The organism is Pseudomonas sp. (assembly GCF_049653025.1).
Lineage (GTDB): Bacteria > Pseudomonadota > Gammaproteobacteria > Pseudomonadales > Pseudomonadaceae > Aquipseudomonas.
The window spans coordinates 398,173-414,357 of the sequence record NZ_JBASFM010000006.1; the positions used below are offsets into that span (position 1 = coordinate 398,173).

The window sequence follows — 16,185 nt, forward strand, 5'->3', positions numbered from 1 at the left end:
GAAAGGTCAGCGCAGCTGATTGAACAGGTTCAGCCCGGCGATCTTCACATAACTCTGCTGTGCGGCTTCAAGAATGATGGTCTGAAATGACAAGCGCGACAGGGCTTCGGCGTAATCCAGTTCACGCAGGTCAGCCTGCACCGCCTTGTTGACCAGGGTGACATCTTCGTTGTCGGTCTCGGTGGTGTCGATCAGGTTCAGGCGCGCACCAATTTCGGTTTGCACCTCCAGCACCTGACCGATGCCGTTGTCGAGATTGGTCAAGGCAATTGCCACCTCGTCACGCACCCCCAGGTTGCCCGCCGCCGATACCGGCGACGATTCCAGCGACTGACGCAAACGGCTGATGGTGTTGAGGATGCTGCGTTGTTCCTGGAACTGCGGCTGCACGCCAAACTCATCGCCGCCCGCCACTGCGGCGGGTGCGGACAGGCTGAAGTCGGCACCGAATACGCTGAACGTGGCCGGATACGGACCCACCACGGTACCCGTGGCGAGTACCGGGCTGCCTGGGCCTACGGGCTGCGCATAGACCTCATAGTTGGTGTCGTCGGTAAAGCGCAGGACAACGCCCGAGGTCGGGAACTGGCTGTCGAATGTCGCCTGGTTGCTGATGCCAACCGGGGCAACAATGGCTGCCGAGTTGTTGGTCGATGCGCGGTTCACGGCAAAACCGGTGGAGGCCGATTGCAGCGTGAAGCTGTGGGTGTTGATGCCGGGCGTGCCGGGGGTCGCGGTATTGGCCAGCAGGTTGTCCAGATCCAGTTCATTGTCCCCAGGCTTCAGCACCACATCCAGCTGGAAACGCATGCCGCGGAAGTTGATGGTATTGCCGCCGCTGGCCAGCGGGTCGATCAGGCCGCCACCGGGTACCTCGGACGTCACGTCGGCACCCGTGCTGTCGTAAATGCGGAACTCCTTGCCGCTGACAAAGGCCAGCGAATAAGGCTCGCCGCCGCGGAAGTTGGTGTTGAAGGTCTGGTTGTCCTGCACCAAGCCGGGCGACATAAAAACCCGCTGGTTGGCCGCAGGCAATGCCGGAATGACGGTCGCCGGCAACGGCGGTGTCGGCAGCGCGGGGTTGTTCACCCCTTCGGTATCGACAACCCGATTGGCGTTGCTCACCTCTTCGAACAGGCGCTTGCCATTGTCGTTGATCGCCACGTTACTGGAACCGGCCACCTGCAGGCTGCGCTGGCCTTCGTCGCCCTGATAGGAATAGCTGCCATCGGGGTTACGCAAGAAGGGCTCGGTCTTGCCGAGAAAACCGCTGAACAGGTATTCGCCGCGAGCGTTGCGGCTGTTCATCAGGTTGAGCAACTCGCCCTCGCGCTCACTCAGCTCCTTGGCGATCGACTTGCGGTCTTCACCGGATAGCGCCCCGCCACCGGCCTGCACGGCCAATTCGCGAATACGCTGCAACACGTTGACCACCGAGGTAATGGTGGTTTCTTCCTGGGTCAGGCTGTTCTTCGCCGCCGTGAGGTTTTCCTTGTACTGGCCCAACACCGCCTGCTGCTGCTCGAGTTGCAGCAGGCGCACCGAGGCCACCGGGTCATCGGCCGGGGTGAGGATGCGGTTGCCGCTGCTGATCTGCTCCTGGGTACGGATCACATTGGAATAATTACGCCCAAGGCCACTGACACCGTTGTTGAACGCCTGGATCGAAGAGATGCGCATGACCATAAAACTAACCTCGAGGTTCTAGACAGCCCGCAAACCGGCGCGTCAGAACGTGTTAATCAGTGTATCGAACAGGCTACGCGCAACTTGAATGATCTGCGCCGACGCCTGGTAGTACTGCTCGAACTGAATCAATTTGGCCGCCTCTTCATCGAGGTTGACCGCTGAAATCGAATCCCGGTTATCGGTGGCCTGCTTGAGAATCGCCCCGGTTGCCTCGCCATCGACGCGTGCCTGGCTGGTTAACGTACCCACCCGCTCCACCAGATCACCATAGGCATCGGTAAAGCTCGAACCGGTGGTCGTCGGGGCCAGCGGGTTGATGCCAATCGTCGCGCGGTTCTGCAGGTCGATCAGCTTCAAGGCGTTACGGTTATCAGACACCCCATTGGTGTTAAAGGAAACCGAGAAATTATCCCCCCCTTGCGGGCGGCCGCTGATGCTCACTTCATAGTCAAAGGGCACCGGCACCGGCGGTGGCCCGACCGATGCCGGCACGGTAATGGTCAGGGTGTTGTTCTGCCCTGGCACTATCACCCCGGTATCGATCACGTTGCCATTGATATCGACCACGTCATAGCCCTGGGTGGCACCACCGGCCGCGCCCATCACGATGCGCAGTGGCGGCGCATTGCGCAGGCTGGTTTCCAGATCCGCCTGGGCGATGGGGTCATAGATGTCGATGGTGGTGGTCAGGGTCGGCTGGCTGATCACCCCGGTACCGATATTCCCCGGGCTGGTCTGCGATTTCAGCGGCGCGGCAAACGCCAACTCTTCTGGCCGTTTCATATCGGCACGGATGGATTCACCGGCAGTGCGGGTCGGCATGATGCGAAAGCTGTCACCGGCGGCAAAGGTGCCGCTGGCCACGTTGACCGAGAACCCATCGACTACGGCCGCAGGCAGTACGGTAATGTCGAACGGCCCGAAGCTGGTGCCATCGCTGATGCGCCGCACGGTGTAGTCGACGGCGGTGGTGAACTCCACTTCGTAGTCACTGGTGGTCAGCTGCGTGGTGTCCTCGATCAGCACATTGAGGTTGGCCAACGGATCGCTGTTACCGACCCGTGCCAGGCTGCGCTGACCGATCAGGATGGGGTCATTGAGGTCACGAAACAGGCCATTGCCGAACTGGCCATTGAGGTCCAGGCCCTGGCCCAGCTGGCGGTTGACCTGATCGGTGACCGACAGGGCCAGGCGCCCGACCGAGTTCATCGTGGTGTCCAGCACATCTTCGCGGTAGCGAATCAGCCCGCCCATCTCGCCGCCGGTAATCAGCGAGGTAATGCCCTGACGCGAGCCGCCGCTGACAAACTGCACTTCACTGCGCAGTGGGTCAGCCAGGCCCGGGGTCACTTCCAGCCGCGCCGCAGTGCTGCCCACGACCAGCGGTTGGCCGGAGCCGATAAACAGGTTGTAGCTGCTGTCATCCTGCGCCACCACCGTCACGCCAATAAAGGTCGACAGCTTGCGCACCGCTTCCTCGCGGGCATCGAGCAGGTCATTGGGTTGCTGACCATTGGACGCGGCAATCGCGATCGCTTCGTTGTAGCCGGCAATCGAGGTGGCCAGTTCATTGACCTGATCGGTCACCGCCGACAGCTGCTTGTTGATAAACGAGTTCTGCTCGTACAGGCGGTCATATACGGTGTTGAAGCGCTTGGCCAAGCCCTCGGCCTCGGACAGCGCCAACTGCCGTGCCGGTATATTGGCAGGGTCTTCGGCGGCAGTTTGCAGCGCGGCGAAGACCTTCTGCAGGCCCGGGTTGATCCCGGTGGTACTGCCGGCCAGCAGTGAATCGAGCTGATTGATCTGCCCCAGGTAGCTCTGGGTATCGCTGTTGAGCGCCGTACTGCTGCGCACCTGGCTATTGAGAAATTCGTTATAGATGCGCCGCACATCGACCAGAGTAGTGCCTGAGCCGATATAGCCGGCACCGCTGAATTGCGGAATCCGCGTGGCCTGCACCGTCTCTTGCCGCGAGTAGCCCGGCGTGTTGACGTTGGTGATGTTATGGCCGGTGACCGCCAGCGACGTCTTGTTCGCCGACAGCCCGGACAGGCCAATATTGAGTAAGTCAGCCATGCGTCATCATCCGTTGGTGGACGGCGTACTGACGGCCGCGACCGTCTGATAGGTCTGCATCTGCCGCGCTATCTGGGCAATCTTGCGGGCGTACTGCGGATCGGTGGCGTAACCGGCTTTCTGCAGCTCCCGGGCGAACTGCTCGGGTTTGTCGGTGCTGGCCAGGGCCTTCTGGTAACGGTCATTGCCCTGCAGGAAGCTCACATAGTCTTCGAAGCTATGGGCAAAGGAGTCATAGGCGCGGAAGGAAGAGGCTTCCTTGACCGCCTTGCCGCCCTTGAACTCGGTGGTCAGCACCCGCGCCGAATCACCTTCCCAGGTGCTGTGGCTCTTGATGCCGAACAGGTTGTGGCTGCTGCTGCCGTCCTGCTGACGGATGATCGATTTGCCCCAGCCAGTTTCCAGCGCGGCCTGGGCCACCAGGTAACGGGGATCGACGCCAATCTTCTCGGCAGCCTGCTCGGCCATCGGCAGCATGGCGGCAATAAACTCATCCTTCGAGGCGAAGGCCGCCTTGCCCGGTGCCAGCGGCGGCTGCGCCAGACGCCGGCCGGTAATGGCATCCGCGCCGGTCAGGCTCAGGCCCTGCTCATCGGGGGCGGCGAAGGCCTTGGCCGGAATCCAGTCGTTCTGTGCCAGCGGCTGGCCATCCGCCGCGCTGGCCGATGGCACGATGCCGGCGAGCAGGCGGTCGGTGAGCTTGCTTGGCAGCGACAGGCGCCGCTGGTTGATCAACGAGGTGTCGTCGCGCGCGCTGTCGACCTTGGCCAGGGGCTTGCTCGGCGCACTCGGCACGGGCTCATCGACCTGGGCGAAGGGGTTCGGACGGCTGCCGGCATCCTTGATCTTCGACATCTGCCGCACCAGCACGTCGGCCAGGCCGATGCCATTCTGGTGATTGGACAGGGTCACCGCCAGCTGCTGGTCGTGCATGTCCTGGTAGGTCTTGCTCTCGTTGCTGTTCATGAAGTTCCCTTCAGCGAACACTTCGTTGGCCGAGCGCATGGCCTTGAGCATCTCATTGAGAAACAGCGACTCGAACTCCTGAGCCACCTTCTTGATGTTCTTTTCGCTGTCGCCACCAACCTTGAACTGGTTGAGGCGATTCAGGTCGTTATACGCACCGCTGTCGGGGGCCGAGGTGCCGCCGAGCAAACCGGCTGAAAGTCGAGAGTCCATGGCGCAGCCCTCTTATATAACGATCAAGTCAGCCTGCAGAGCGCCGGCTTGCTTGAGCGCCTCCAGGATGGCCATAAGGTCGGAAGGCGAAGCGCCCACCTGATTCACCGCGCGGACGATTTCATCCAGCGTGGTCCCCGGGCCGAACTTGAACATCGGCTTGGCTTCTTCGTCGGCGCTCACTTGGGAACGCGGCACCACGGCCGTCTGGCCGCCAGACAAGGCCTCCGGCTGGCTGACGATTGGGTCTTCGGTAATGGTCACGGTCAGGCTGCCGTGGGTCACCGCCGCCGGCTGCACGCGCACGTTCTGGCCAATCACGATGGTGCCGGTACGCGAGTTGATGATGACCTTGGCCACCGCCTGGCCGATCTCGACCTCGAGGTTTTCCAGCACCGACAGGTAGTCCACCCGCTGGTTGGGGTCCAGCGGCGCACTGACGCGGATCGAACCGCCATCCAGCGCCTGCGCCACACCCGGGCCGAGCAGCTCGTTGATATGGTCGACGATGTTCTTCGCGGTGGTGAAATCCGGACGATTGAGGTTGAGGGTCAAATGGCTGCCCTGATCAAAACCGCTCGGCACCGGCCGCTCCACCGTCGCGCCACCCGGGATGCGCCCGGCTGACGGCACGTTGACGGTGATGCTCGAACCGTCGCTGCCTTCGGCATCGAAACCACCCACCACCAGGTTGCCCTGGGCGACGGCATAGACGTTGCCGTCGATACCTTTCAGCGGTGCCATCAACAGGCTGCCGCCACGCAGGCTCTTGGCGTTACCGATGGACGACACGGTGATGTCGATGGTCTGCCCCGGCCTGGCGAACGCCGGCAAGTCGGCATGAATCGACACCGCGGCGACGTTCTTCAGCTGCACGTTGCCGCCCGCCGGTACCTTGATACCGAACTGCGCCATCATGTTGTTGAAGGTCTGCACGGTAAACGGCGTCTGGGTGGTCTGGTCGCCGCTACCATTGAGGCCGACCACCAGGCCGTAGCCGATCAACTGGTTGGTCCGTACACCCTGGATGCTGGCCAGGTCCTTGAGCCGCTCGGCCTGGGCCAGGTTCGCCAGTAGCAGCAGCAGCGCTGTCGCAAGATATTTAGGAAGCGTCATGTTGGCCATCCTCAGAACGGCCACATTGGGCTAAGAAAGAAACGGCTCATCCAGCCTGGCTGGCTCGCATCGGCAAACGCACCGGTACCCGAGTAGGTGATGCGCGCATCGGCAATCCGGGTCGAGGACACGGTGTTATCGGTGGCGATGTCGTCGGAACGCACCAGGCCGGCAATCCGCACCAGCTCATCACCGGTATTGAGGGTCATCCACTTTTCGCCGCGCACCAGCAGAATGCCGTTGGGCATCACTTCGGCCACCGATACGGTAATCGAGCCGGTCAGGCTGTTGCTCTGCCCCGCCTGGCCGGAACCTTCGCTCTCACGCGTGGCGTTGAAGCTGGCTTCCAAACTGAGGTTGTTATTGGTCATCCCGAGGGCACTCAAGGAGCGCAGCGGGTTATCTGGCGACGGGGTCATCCCGAACAGGTTAGGCACGCCGATGTTGGCCGAGCTGTCCTTCTCGATCTGGCTGTTGTTGTTCTTGCTCGCCTGGGTGCGCTCATTGAGGGTGATGGTGATGATGTCGCCGACCCGATAGGCCTTGCGGTCATCGAACAGGCCATTGTCGAAGCCCGCCTGGTAGATCGAACCATTGTTCAGTGCAGCGGGCAGCGGCGTACGCGGCATCACCGGCGCGTAATAGGGATCATCCGGCTTAGGCGGAGGTGCCATGCAGCCGCTCAGGGCCAGGGGGCCAAGCAGTGCACTAATGATTATTAGCCGGTTCATATCTACTACCTCATGTGTTGCCTGGGGTGGATCGAGCAATCCGACTCCACCAGTGCCAGTCCGAGCGATTCCTTGCTGTAACCATGACCGAGCCAGCCGCAGCGCGACTAGCCAGCCTTACCTATCAAAGATTCTGCGAAATAAAGCCGAGCATCTGGTCAGCGGTGGAAATGACTTTCGAGTTCATTTCATAGGCGCGCTGGGTGGTGATCATGTTCACCAGCTCCTCGACCACGCTGACGTTGGAGTTTTCCAGGGTGTTCTGCAGCGTGGTGCCCAGCCCGTTCAGACCCGGCGTACCGGCCTGGGGCGCGCCGCTGGCAGCGGTTTCCAGGAACAGGTTGTTGCCGATCGCTTCCAGACCCGCCGGGTTGATGAAGTCGGCGGTTTGCAGGTTGCCGATGACCTGCGGCTGCGGGTTACCGGTAGTGGTCACCGACACGGTGCCGTCTTCGCCCACGGTAAAGGTGCGCACTTCGTTCGGCAGGACGATGGCCGGCTCCAGGGCATAACCACTGGAGGTGACGATCTGGCCGTCGGCGTCCAGGTGGAAACTACCGTCGCGACTGTAGGACACGGTGCCATCAGGCAGCAGCACCTGGAAGAAGCCACGGCCGTTGATTGCCAGGTCCAGCGGCTGCTCGGTGGTTTGCAGGCTGCCGGCGGTGAAGATCTTCTGCGTGCCGACGACGCGCACACCGGTACCCAGCTGCAAGCCGGACGGCAGTTCGCTGTCCTGACTGGATTGGCCACCCGGTTGACGACGGATCTGGTAGAGCAAGTCCTCGAACTCGGCACGGTCACGCTTGAAGCCGGTGGTCGAGACGTTGGCCAGGTTGTTGGAAATGGTGGTCAGGTTCATGTCCTGAGCGGACAAACCCGTCTTACTGACCCACAGTGCCGGAAGCATAGCGATTCTCCTCGGGCGTCGTTTTAACGACGCCGCGTGCTGATAATTAGGACATCTGCAAGACGCGAGCCATCGCCGCCGAGTTGTCCTCGGCGGTGCGCATCATCTTCACTTGCAGTTCAAATTGGCGGGACAGGGAGAGAATCGCAGTCATCTCTTCCACGGCATTGACGTTGCTCGACTCGAGAAAGCCCGAGGTGACCTGCACGTTGGCATCGGCCAGCAGTGGGCCATCGCCCTTGAAGCGCAGCATGCCGTCAGGGCCTTTCTCCATCTGCTTGAGGTCCGGGTTGACCAGCTTCAAGCGGTCGACCTCGGCCAGCACGTTCGGGGCCTCGCCGAGGGCGCGGATGCTGATGGTGCCGTCGCTGCCGATCTCGATCTTCTGCTCTTGCGGCACGGCAATCGGTCCGCCATTGCCCATCACCGGCAAGCCGTTGCCGGTACGCAGCACACCCAGGGCGTCGACATTCAGGCTGGCGGTGCGCACATAAGCCTCGCTGCCGTCCGGTGCCTGCACGGCCAGGAAACCCTGACCGCCAATGGCCACATCGAGATCGCGCCCGGTTTCCTGCAACGAGCCCGGAGTGAAGTCGGTGCCCGGGCGTTCGCTCATGGCGTAGACCCGCGACGGATAACTGTCACCAAAGATCGGCATGGAGCGCGCCTGCTCGTAATCGCGACGGAAGCCGCTGGTCGAGATATTCGCCAGGTTGTTGGCGTGGGCACGCTGGGCCAGGGTGTTCTGGTGGGCCCCAGTCATGGAGACGTACAGCATCTTGTCCATGGTTATTCTCCGAGTTGGGCTTGCCGCCCGCTGCTCTATACAGGCTATAAAGCAATAGCTATGCCACACCCAGAAAATAACTATAAACACATGATTTATATAAACTTTAAAAATAGAAAAGGCTCCCAAGGGAGCCTCTGCACAGCCTGAACGGCGTAGTCTTGCCGCCTGCGGCAGGCGCATTGCCTGCCGCAGGCAAACTACCTAGAACCTGTTTCTGATCTCGCGAGCTAGAGCCATGCAAGGCAGAAACAGGCGAGGAAGCGGAGTTTACGAGCTGTAAATAAGCATTACTCGCTTCACTCGTCCTTCGGATCGCCCTGAAGCGCGTTAGCCACAAGTGGCTTGCCGAGCCTGTTTCTAACGCAGCAGGGCCGACGCGCAGCAGATCGTAAATAGGTTCTTATCAACGCAGGTTGATAATGGTCTGGGTCACCGCACTCTCAGTCTCGATGGTCTTGGCGTTGGCCTGGTAGTTGCGCTGCGCCACGATCAGGTTGACCAACTGGTCCGACAGCTCGACGTTGGAATCCTCCAACGCCCCCGACTGCAGGGCACCCAGAGTGCCGCTGCGCGGCGTCCCGACCACCGGCTCACCGGAAGCAAAGGATTGCACCCAGGCGGTCTTGCCCACTGGCGTCAGCCCCTGCACGTTGGCGAAGTTAGCCAGCACCACCTGGCCCTGCACCCGCGATTGGCCGTTGGTGTAGCGCGCGAAGATCACCCCGGTGTCGTCGATCTCAAGCCCCGACAACTGGCCGGTGGTGTAACCATCCTGGCTGACGCTGCTGACGGCAAAGGAGCTGGCAAACTGCGTGGAGCCGCGCACATCGAAGGTAAAGCCGGCGGCGGCGCTGTCGGCACCATTGGGCACCAGGTTGCCGGTGAGCGGATCACGCTCGGCCGGGATCCAGTCAGCCTGAACGAATGGAATCACGCCATTCACCGTGCCTCCCGGGATTGCCGGAGCATCCAGGGCGGCGTTGGGCGGAATGCCCGCCAACGGGGTAAAGGCCGGCGTAGCCAGCTGGCCCGCGGCGTCATAGTTCAGGTCGTAACTAAACGGCCGGGTACTGGTTGGATCACGCGGGTTAACCCCATCAATCAGTAGATGCATGGTCCAGCTGTTGTTGGCCGGTGCCGCATCCTTGACGAAATACTGGGTCATGACATGGGCGTTACCCTGGGTGTCATAGATATTCAGCGAGGTCGAAGAGTTGTAGGACAGCGGATCGCTGGGGTCGAAGGTCGGGGCGACCATGGTGCCGGCATTGGTTGGCCGCACATTGGTCGAGTTGACGTTGAACGTCTGCAGGATGCTCTCGGTCGCACGCGGCTCCTGGCTGGCGGTCTGGATCTGCAGGTCATCGACCACACCGTTCTGCAGGTTGCCATTGGCGTCGACCGCATAGCCCTGCAGCTTGTAGCCGAAGTTGTTGACCATAAAGCCGTCACGGTCAGTACCGAAGTAGCCGGCACGGGTATAGCTGACCTCACCATTGTTGCTGGTGACGAAGAAACCGTTGCCGTTGATGGCCAGATCCAGGGAGTTTTGCGTGTAATTGATATTGCCCTGGTTGAACAGCTGCGACACGTCGCCCAGCAGCACGCCGCTGCCCTGCGGGTTCGAGCCGGAACCCAGCACGGATGCCGCATACACATCGGCAAATTCGGCGCGCGACTGCTTGAACCCGGCCGTACCGGCGTTGGCAATGTTGTTGCCGGTCACGTTGAGGTCACTGGTTGCCGCACGCAGACCGCTAAGACCGATATTGAAACCCATGGAAGACTCCTCTGCCGGAACAACCGGCACACACAGCTGTTAGTTACTGACCGATGACCTGCACTTGCGACATCGGCACACTGCCGAGCCCTGCCAGGTTCAACATCAACTCTTTGCCACCCAGGGTCACACTGTCGACGTTAGCCGGCAGCATGGTGTAGAGCCCCTTGGTGCCGTCGGCGTAGGTTGCCTGCGCCTCGAACTTGTACGTGCCGGGCGGCAACAGATTGCCGCTGGAGTCCTTGCCGTCCCAGATAAAGCTGACATTGCCGGCCGCCTGCTCACCCAGGTTGACCCGGCTGACCACCGAGCCGGCCTTGTCATAGATGTTGACGTAGACGTTGCTGCTGCTGGTCGGCAAGACCAGGCTGGCCTTGAAGCTCTCGCTGGTATCGACCACCGCCTTGTCGCTGGGGATGATCACCTTGCGCCCGACCAGCGAGGAGGCCTGCAAGGCCTGCGAAGACTGATAGCCGGTGAGCAGCGAACCCATGCTGGTGTTCAACTTCTCGATCCCCTCGACCTGGCTGAACTGCGCCAGCTGGGCGATAAACTCGCCATTGCCTTGCGGCTCCAACGGGTTCTGATTGTTCAATTGCGCCACCAGCAAGTTGAGGAACTCATTCTTGCCCAGCTCCTTGTTCGTCTTGGTTTCGTTCTTGATCTGGTATTGATCCAGTGCCGATCCGGCCACATCGCCAACAGTACTCATAGGTCTGCGCTCCTTTTCCGTTGGCTTACTGACCGAGGGTCAATACGCGCTGCATCATCTGTTTGGCGGTATTCATCATTTCAGTGTTGGTCTGGAAGGCCCGGCTGGCGGAAATCATGTCGGCCATTTCCTCAACCACATTGACGTTGGGGTAATACACATAGCCCTGGCCATCGGCGGCCGGATGGTTCGGCTCGTAGCGCGGCATCAGGCTGCTCTGATCCTCGACCACACCCAGCACCTGCACGCCGACACCAGCCTCATCCTGCTCGGCAAACAGCGAGCCACGGTCACCGTTCTGCGCCGACTGGAACATGGTGGCGAACACCGGATGGCGGGCGCGGTAGGTCTGGTCGATGCTCGAAGAGACGGTTTCGGCGTTGGCAATGTTGCTGGAGATGGTATTCAGGCGAGTGCTCTGGGCGCTCATACCGGTTCCGGCGATGTTGAAAACACTGGCTAGTGACATGGCATCAGGCTCCTATTAATCGCCGCGCAGGGCGCTGACCAGCCCTTTGAACTTGCTGTTGAGCAGGGTGAAGCTGGCTTGGAACTGCACCGAGTTTTCCGCGTAATTGGACTGCTCGATCTGCAGGTCAACGGTGTTCTGGTCGATCGAGGGATGGAACGGGGTGCGGTACGCCAGGTTGGCATCACCGACAATCACGCCATCGGCAGGAATATGCTGGCTATCAGTACGATTCAGGCTGACCGGACCACGCTGGGTCTTGGCACTCTGCTCGGCCAGCACGCTGGCGAATTGCAGATCACGCGCCTTGTAGTGCGGCGTATCGGCGTTGGCGATGTTGTTGGCCAGCACCTCGGCGCGCTGAGCGCGAAAGCCCAGTGCCTGTTCATGTATGCCGAGTGCCCGATCGAAACTGATGCTCATGGTCAGAAACCTTTGCCAGTTGGCGTTGCTGTTTTCCGTGCAAGACCATAAGCAAGGCGTGTGCCATATTATTTTTTACTTATATTTCAATGGTTTGAATAATTTTACAGGCTTCACAGGCCATAAAGCGGCAAGCCCTTTCCGCCTGCAGGCAAACAAAGCGGCAACCCCTTCGCCAGCTTGCCGCCCCGCTCGGCAACGGGCAGATAAAGACTGAACAGAACCCGCGAGCACGCCGGCTCTATTTATCGCTCCGCGCAAAGCCGCGAGCCAGACGTTTGAAGCGGGTTGCTTACAATTCATCTTTGACAAGCATTCTCATTAGCATTAGTATCCTTCGCAACTTACCCCTGCCCTGCCACGAGCTCTCATCATGTACGTCTGCCTCTGCGAAGGTGTTACTGACGGTCAGATCCGCGAAGCCATCTATGAAGGCTGCTGCAGCTACCGTGATGTCCGGGAAACCCTCGGTGTGGCCAGCCAATGTGGCAAATGCGCCTGCCTGGCCAAGCAAGTGGTACGCGAAACCTTGAGCGAAGTGCACAACAGTCAGGCGGCAATGGCCTTCCCTGCAAATTTTGTTGCCGCCTGATTTAGCTCATTCAAAAAAACCGGACCTAGTGTCCGGTTTTTTATGCCCGCGATCCATGGCGGCCACCCTGTGGGCCGTCGCTGCGCGACGTTAAAAACTGCTCCAGGCAGTTTTTATGCCTCGCTATACAAGTGCCCCTCTTCAAAGCCCAAGCCGCGCGACGTTAAAAACGGCTCCCGGCCATTTTTTATGTCTGAAATTCAACACCTTAGCGCCAAGATGCAGAACTTAAACATTCGTATTCATATTAATTTTAACTTTAAATTCAAGCACTTAGGTTTGACAGGCGAAAATCATCGGCCCAGAATTTGAAGTCAACTCCCCTGCAAGGCAGACGCAGACATGAAAGGCGACAAGAAAGTCATCCAGCATCTGAACAAGATCCTCGGTAACGAGCTGGTCGCGATCAACCAGTACTTCCTGCACGCGCGCATGTATGAAGACTGGGGCCTGAAGAAGCTCGGCGAGCACGAGTACCACGAATCGATCGACGAGATGAAGCATGCGGACAAGCTGATCAAGCGCATCCTCTTCCTCGAAGGCCTGCCCAACCTGCAAGACCTCGGCAAGATCCTGATCGGTGAAAACACCAAGGAAATGCTCGAATGCGACCTGAAGATCGAGCACAAGGCTCACATTGATCTGAAAGCGGCGATTGCCTACTGCGAAAGCATCGGCGACTACGCCAGCCGCGAGCTGCTGGAAGAAATCCTCTGCTCGGAAGAGGATCATATCGACTGGCTGGAAACCCAGCTCAGCCTGCTTGAAGCGGTCGGCCTGCAGAACTACCTGCAGTCGCAGATGGAAGAATAAGGCGCAGCAATAGCCTCAGCCCCTCAACAAAAAACCCGCACTAGGCGGGTTTTTTGTTGATACAGAAAGCGGATTAAGCGCTGGCTTTCTGTACGGCGTCCTTGATCAGGGTCTGCAGCTCACCCTTGTCGAACATTTCCGCCATGATGTCGCTACCGCCGACCAGCTCACCACCGACCCACAGCTGCGGGAAGGTCGGCCAGTTGGCGTACTTCGGCAGGTTGGCGCGGATTTCCGGGTTTTGCAGGATGTCGACGTAGGCGAATTTCTCGCCACAGGCCATCACAACCTGCGCAGCCTTGGAGGAAAAGCCGCACTGCGGAGCGTTCGGCGAGCCTTTCATGTACAGCAGAACGGTGTTACTGCCGATCTGTTCTTTGATAGTTTCGATGATATCCATTGGGCACCTCAGGACTTAACTTCCCGACTCACGGGTCGGCACGGTGGCGGCATTGTAACGAAAAGCCGAGCGCGATGCTCGGCCTTCCCCACCACTTTCCTTGTGCCGAACATCGCCCCGCAGAAGCTGTTTACGATCTCGCGAGCTAGAGCCATGCAAGGCGCTACGTAGTAACAGCCTTCGGCTGGTCAAAGCAGGCGAGGAAGCGGAGTTTACGAGCTGTAAATGAGCATTCCGAGCCTGTTTTTAACGCAGCAGGGCCGACGCGCAGCAGATCGTAAACAGCTTATTAGGCGGCTTCCACCTGCACGGGCACACCGTTAAGGGCAGCATTACCGGACAAGCTGTCGAGTTGCCGCTCATCGGTCAGGTCATTGGCGCTAGCGCCGGGCTGTTCGCTGGCGATGCTCATTTGCACCCCTGGGCGCGCGTGCCCCCAGCCATGCGGCAGGCTGACCACGCCGGTCATCATGTCTTCACTGGCGGCGACTTCCACCTCGATGACCCCAACCCGCGAACGCACGCGCACCCGTTGGCCATCGCTCAGCCCGCGCTGTTCCAGATCCGCCGGGTGCATCAGCAGCTGATGGCGCGGTTTGCCTTTAACCAGGCGGTGATAGTTGTGCATCCAGGAGTTATTGCTGCGTACATGGCGCCGGCCGATCAGCAGCAACTCGCCGGCCTTGGCGGTGGGCTGCGCGGCAAAGCGCTGCAGGCCAGCCATGATCACCGCCGGTGCCGCCTGAATCTGCTTATTGGCGGTTTTAAGACGACCGATCAGGTTGGGCTTGAGCGCGCCCAGGTCGAGCCCATGCGGGTGCTCACGCAGCGCAGCCAACGACAGCTTATGTTCCGACTTGTCGCCGTAAGTACCAAAGCGCAGACCCATGTCGATCATCTGCTCAGGTGCCATGGTCGGTTTGAGTTCGCTACCGGTCTTGGCGGCAAAGGCCTTGGCCAGGCCGACGAAGATTTCCCAGTCATGCAGCGCGCCCGCTGGTTTGGCCAGCACCGCCTCATTGAAACGGGTGACATTGCGCACAGCGAACATATTAAAGGTGGTGTCGTAGTGATCGTGCTCCAGCGGCCCGGTTGGCGGCAGGATCAGGTCGGCATAACGGGTGGTTTCGTTGATATAGAAATCAATGCTGAGCATGAATTCCAGGCCATCCAGCGCCTGCTCCAGCTGCCGGCCATTGGGTGTGGACAGCACCGGATTGCCCGCCACCGTAACCAGTGCACGCACCTGCCCTTCGCCCTCACTGAGCATTTCCTCGGCCAGGGCCGACACCGGCAATTCGCCGCCGTACTCCGGCAAACCGGACACCCGGCTCTGCCAGCGATTGAAATGCCCACCCGAGGTTGAGGCCACCAGGTCCACCGCCGGCTCGGTGCAGAGCACGCCGCCCACCCGATCGAGGTTGCCGGTGACCAGGTTGATCAACTGCACCAGCCATTGGCACAACGTGCCGAAGGCCTGGGTGGAGACGCCCATGCGCCCGTAGCAGACCGCCGACTCGGCAGCGGCAAAGTCACGCGCCAACTGGCGAATCACCTGCGCCGGCACGCCGCAGCGCACGCTCATGGCCTCCGCAGTAAAGCCGGCAATCGCCTGACGCACTTCATCCAGCCCGTCTATTGCCAGGTGGCTGGCGCGGCCAAGATTTTCTTCAAACAGGGTATTGAGCAGGCCGAACAGTAGCGCGGCGTCCTGCCCTGGCCGCACGAACACATGCTGGTCGGCAATCGCCGCCGTCTCACTACGGCGCGGGTCGACCACCACCAGCTTGCCGCCGCGATTCTGAATGGCCTTCAGACGCTTTTCCACATCTGGCACGGTCATGATGCTGCCGTTGGAAGCCAGCGGGTTGCCGCCGAGAATCAACATAAAGTCGGTGTGGTCGATATCCGGAATCGGAATCAGCAGGCCGTGGCCGTACATCAGGTGACTGGTCAGGTGGTGCGGCAGCTGATCGACCGAGGTGGCGGAATAGCGGTTACGGGTCTTCAGCTGGCCGAGGAAGTAGTTGCTGTGGGTCATCAGCCCGTAGTTGTGCACACTCGGGTTGCCCTGATACACCGCCACGGCATTCTGCCCGTGCCGTTCCTGGATCGCGCTCAAACGCTCGGCCACCAGCGCGAAGGCGTCATCCCAGTCGATGGCCTGCCACTCGTTGCCAACACGGCGCATGGGTTGACGCAGACGGTCAGGGTCGCTCTGGATATCCTGCAGGGCCACAGCCTTGGGGCAGATATGGCCACGGCTAAAGCTGTCCTGGGCATCACCCTTGATCGAGCGGATCTGCGTCGAGCCGCCGTCCTGCACTTCGGTTTCGATGGTCAGGCCACAGATGGCTTCGCAGAGATGGCATGCACGGTGGTGGAGGGTCTTGGTCATGGCCTTGCCTCTTGTTTTGATTCGACGCACTGCATCGCAAAAGCATGACTATGGCGGCTGGTGGTTACCTGCGCCAGCAGGGTTCGCTGCGTGAATCGCGCAGC

Annotated in this window: 15 protein-coding genes; 2 read left to right on the forward strand and 13 right to left on the reverse strand. The window is 60.3% G+C overall.

What is annotated here, in order from left to right; translation table 11 throughout:
• Positions 1 to 6 precede the first annotated feature (6 nt).
• The 11 genes from WBK23_RS04910 to flgB form a co-directional block, all read right to left on the reverse strand.
• Positions 7 to 1,686, reverse strand: coding sequence for a flagellar hook-associated protein 3 (locus tag WBK23_RS04910; RefSeq protein WP_424482851.1), 1,680 nt, complete (start codon positions 1,684 to 1,686; stop codon positions 7 to 9).
• A gap of 42 nt (positions 1,687 to 1,728) precedes the next feature.
• On the reverse strand, positions 1,729 to 3,768 hold the full coding sequence (gene flgK, locus WBK23_RS04915) for a flagellar hook-associated protein FlgK (RefSeq protein ID WP_424482852.1): 2,040 nt from the start codon (positions 3,766 to 3,768) through the stop codon (positions 1,729 to 1,731).
• A 6-nt stretch (positions 3,769 to 3,774) separates the two neighbouring features.
• Complete coding sequence (gene flgJ / locus WBK23_RS04920) at positions 3,775 to 4,947, reverse strand: flagellar assembly peptidoglycan hydrolase FlgJ (RefSeq protein ID WP_424482853.1); 1,173 nt, start codon at positions 4,945 to 4,947, stop codon at positions 3,775 to 3,777.
• Positions 4,948 to 4,959: 12 nt separating this feature from the next.
• Positions 4,960 to 6,063, reverse strand: coding sequence for a flagellar basal body P-ring protein FlgI (locus tag WBK23_RS04925; RefSeq protein WP_424482854.1), 1,104 nt, complete (start codon positions 6,061 to 6,063; stop codon positions 4,960 to 4,962).
• A gap of 11 nt (positions 6,064 to 6,074) precedes the next feature.
• A complete protein-coding gene (gene flgH / locus WBK23_RS04930) occupies positions 6,075 to 6,794 on the reverse strand; it encodes a flagellar basal body L-ring protein FlgH (RefSeq protein WP_424482855.1) in 720 nt (239 codons plus the stop codon).
• Positions 6,795 to 6,918: 124 nt separating this feature from the next.
• On the reverse strand, positions 6,919 to 7,704 hold the full coding sequence (flgG, locus tag WBK23_RS04935; RefSeq protein WP_424482856.1) for a flagellar basal-body rod protein FlgG: 786 nt from the start codon (positions 7,702 to 7,704) through the stop codon (positions 6,919 to 6,921).
• Positions 7,705 to 7,750: 46 nt separating this feature from the next.
• Positions 7,751 to 8,491: a flagellar basal body rod protein FlgF gene (locus tag WBK23_RS04940; protein WP_424482857.1), complete on the reverse strand. Its 741-nt coding sequence runs from the start codon at positions 8,489 to 8,491 to the stop codon at positions 7,751 to 7,753.
• A gap of 406 nt (positions 8,492 to 8,897) precedes the next feature.
• Positions 8,898 to 10,274 (reverse strand): flagellar hook protein FlgE, encoded by a 1,377-nt coding sequence (flgE, locus tag WBK23_RS04945; RefSeq protein ID WP_424482858.1) that lies wholly within the window; start codon positions 10,272 to 10,274, stop codon positions 8,898 to 8,900.
• Between the two features lie 43 nt (positions 10,275 to 10,317).
• A complete protein-coding gene (flgD, locus tag WBK23_RS04950; RefSeq protein WP_424482859.1) occupies positions 10,318 to 10,986 on the reverse strand; it encodes a flagellar hook assembly protein FlgD in 669 nt (222 codons plus the stop codon).
• Between the two features lie 25 nt (positions 10,987 to 11,011).
• Complete coding sequence (flgC, locus tag WBK23_RS04955) at positions 11,012 to 11,455, reverse strand: flagellar basal body rod protein FlgC (RefSeq protein ID WP_424482860.1); 444 nt, start codon at positions 11,453 to 11,455, stop codon at positions 11,012 to 11,014.
• A gap of 15 nt (positions 11,456 to 11,470) precedes the next feature.
• Entirely contained in the window at positions 11,471 to 11,878 is a 408-nt protein-coding gene (flgB, locus tag WBK23_RS04960; RefSeq protein ID WP_424482861.1) for a flagellar basal body rod protein FlgB, read from the reverse strand.
• Positions 11,879 to 12,251: 373 nt separating this feature from the next.
• On the opposite strand from flgB, the gene WBK23_RS04965 reads away from it, so the two are divergent.
• Together WBK23_RS04965 and bfr are read left to right on the forward strand one after the other, a co-directional pair.
• A complete protein-coding gene (locus WBK23_RS04965; protein WP_424482862.1) occupies positions 12,252 to 12,470 on the forward strand; it encodes a bacterioferritin-associated ferredoxin in 219 nt (72 codons plus the stop codon).
• 342 nt (positions 12,471 to 12,812) lie between these two features.
• Positions 12,813 to 13,283, forward strand: a complete 471-nt coding sequence (gene bfr, locus WBK23_RS04970) for a bacterioferritin (protein ID WP_424482863.1) — start codon at positions 12,813 to 12,815, stop codon at positions 13,281 to 13,283.
• Between the two features lie 73 nt (positions 13,284 to 13,356).
• On the opposite strand, the gene grxD is transcribed toward bfr, so the two are convergent.
• Positions 13,357 to 13,683 carry a Grx4 family monothiol glutaredoxin gene (gene grxD, locus WBK23_RS04975; RefSeq protein WP_424482864.1) on the reverse strand — a complete coding sequence of 109 codons (327 nt, stop codon included), beginning with the start codon at positions 13,681 to 13,683 and terminating at the stop codon, positions 13,357 to 13,359.
• Between the two features lie 289 nt (positions 13,684 to 13,972).
• Complete coding sequence (locus WBK23_RS04980) at positions 13,973 to 16,081, reverse strand: molybdopterin oxidoreductase family protein (protein WP_424482865.1); 2,109 nt, start codon at positions 16,079 to 16,081, stop codon at positions 13,973 to 13,975.
• Positions 16,082 to 16,185 lie beyond the last annotated feature (104 nt).

Bases quoted from the DNA above. Each gene is read 5' to 3' on its own strand.
- WBK23_RS04910 (WP_424482851.1), bottom strand. From the start codon at position 1,686: ATGGTCATGCGCATCTCTTCGATCCAGGCGTTCAACAACGGTGTCAGT.
- flgK (WP_424482852.1), bottom strand. From the start codon at position 3,768: ATGGCTGACTTACTCAATATTGGCCTGTCCGGGCTGTCGGCGAACAAG.
- flgJ (WP_424482853.1), bottom strand. From the start codon at position 4,947: ATGGACTCTCGACTTTCAGCCGGTTTGCTCGGCGGCACCTCGGCCCCC.
- WBK23_RS04925 (WP_424482854.1), bottom strand. From the start codon at position 6,063: ATGACGCTTCCTAAATATCTTGCGACAGCGCTGCTGCTGCTACTGGCG.
- flgH (WP_424482855.1), bottom strand. From the start codon at position 6,794: ATGAACCGGCTAATAATCATTAGTGCACTGCTTGGCCCCCTGGCCCTG.
- flgG (WP_424482856.1), bottom strand. From the start codon at position 7,704: ATGCTTCCGGCACTGTGGGTCAGTAAGACGGGTTTGTCCGCTCAGGAC.
- WBK23_RS04940 (WP_424482857.1), bottom strand. From the start codon at position 8,491: ATGGACAAGATGCTGTACGTCTCCATGACTGGGGCCCACCAGAACACC.
- flgE (WP_424482858.1), bottom strand. From the start codon at position 10,274: ATGGGTTTCAATATCGGTCTTAGCGGTCTGCGTGCGGCAACCAGTGAC.
- flgD (WP_424482859.1), bottom strand. From the start codon at position 10,986: ATGAGTACTGTTGGCGATGTGGCCGGATCGGCACTGGATCAATACCAG.
- flgC (WP_424482860.1), bottom strand. From the start codon at position 11,455: ATGTCACTAGCCAGTGTTTTCAACATCGCCGGAACCGGTATGAGCGCC.
- flgB (WP_424482861.1), bottom strand. From the start codon at position 11,878: ATGAGCATCAGTTTCGATCGGGCACTCGGCATACATGAACAGGCACTG.
- WBK23_RS04965 (WP_424482862.1), top strand. From the start codon at position 12,252: ATGTACGTCTGCCTCTGCGAAGGTGTTACTGACGGTCAGATCCGCGAA.
- bfr (WP_424482863.1), top strand. From the start codon at position 12,813: ATGAAAGGCGACAAGAAAGTCATCCAGCATCTGAACAAGATCCTCGGT.
- grxD (WP_424482864.1), bottom strand. From the start codon at position 13,683: ATGGATATCATCGAAACTATCAAAGAACAGATCGGCAGTAACACCGTT.
- WBK23_RS04980 (WP_424482865.1), bottom strand. From the start codon at position 16,081: ATGACCAAGACCCTCCACCACCGTGCATGCCATCTCTGCGAAGCCATC.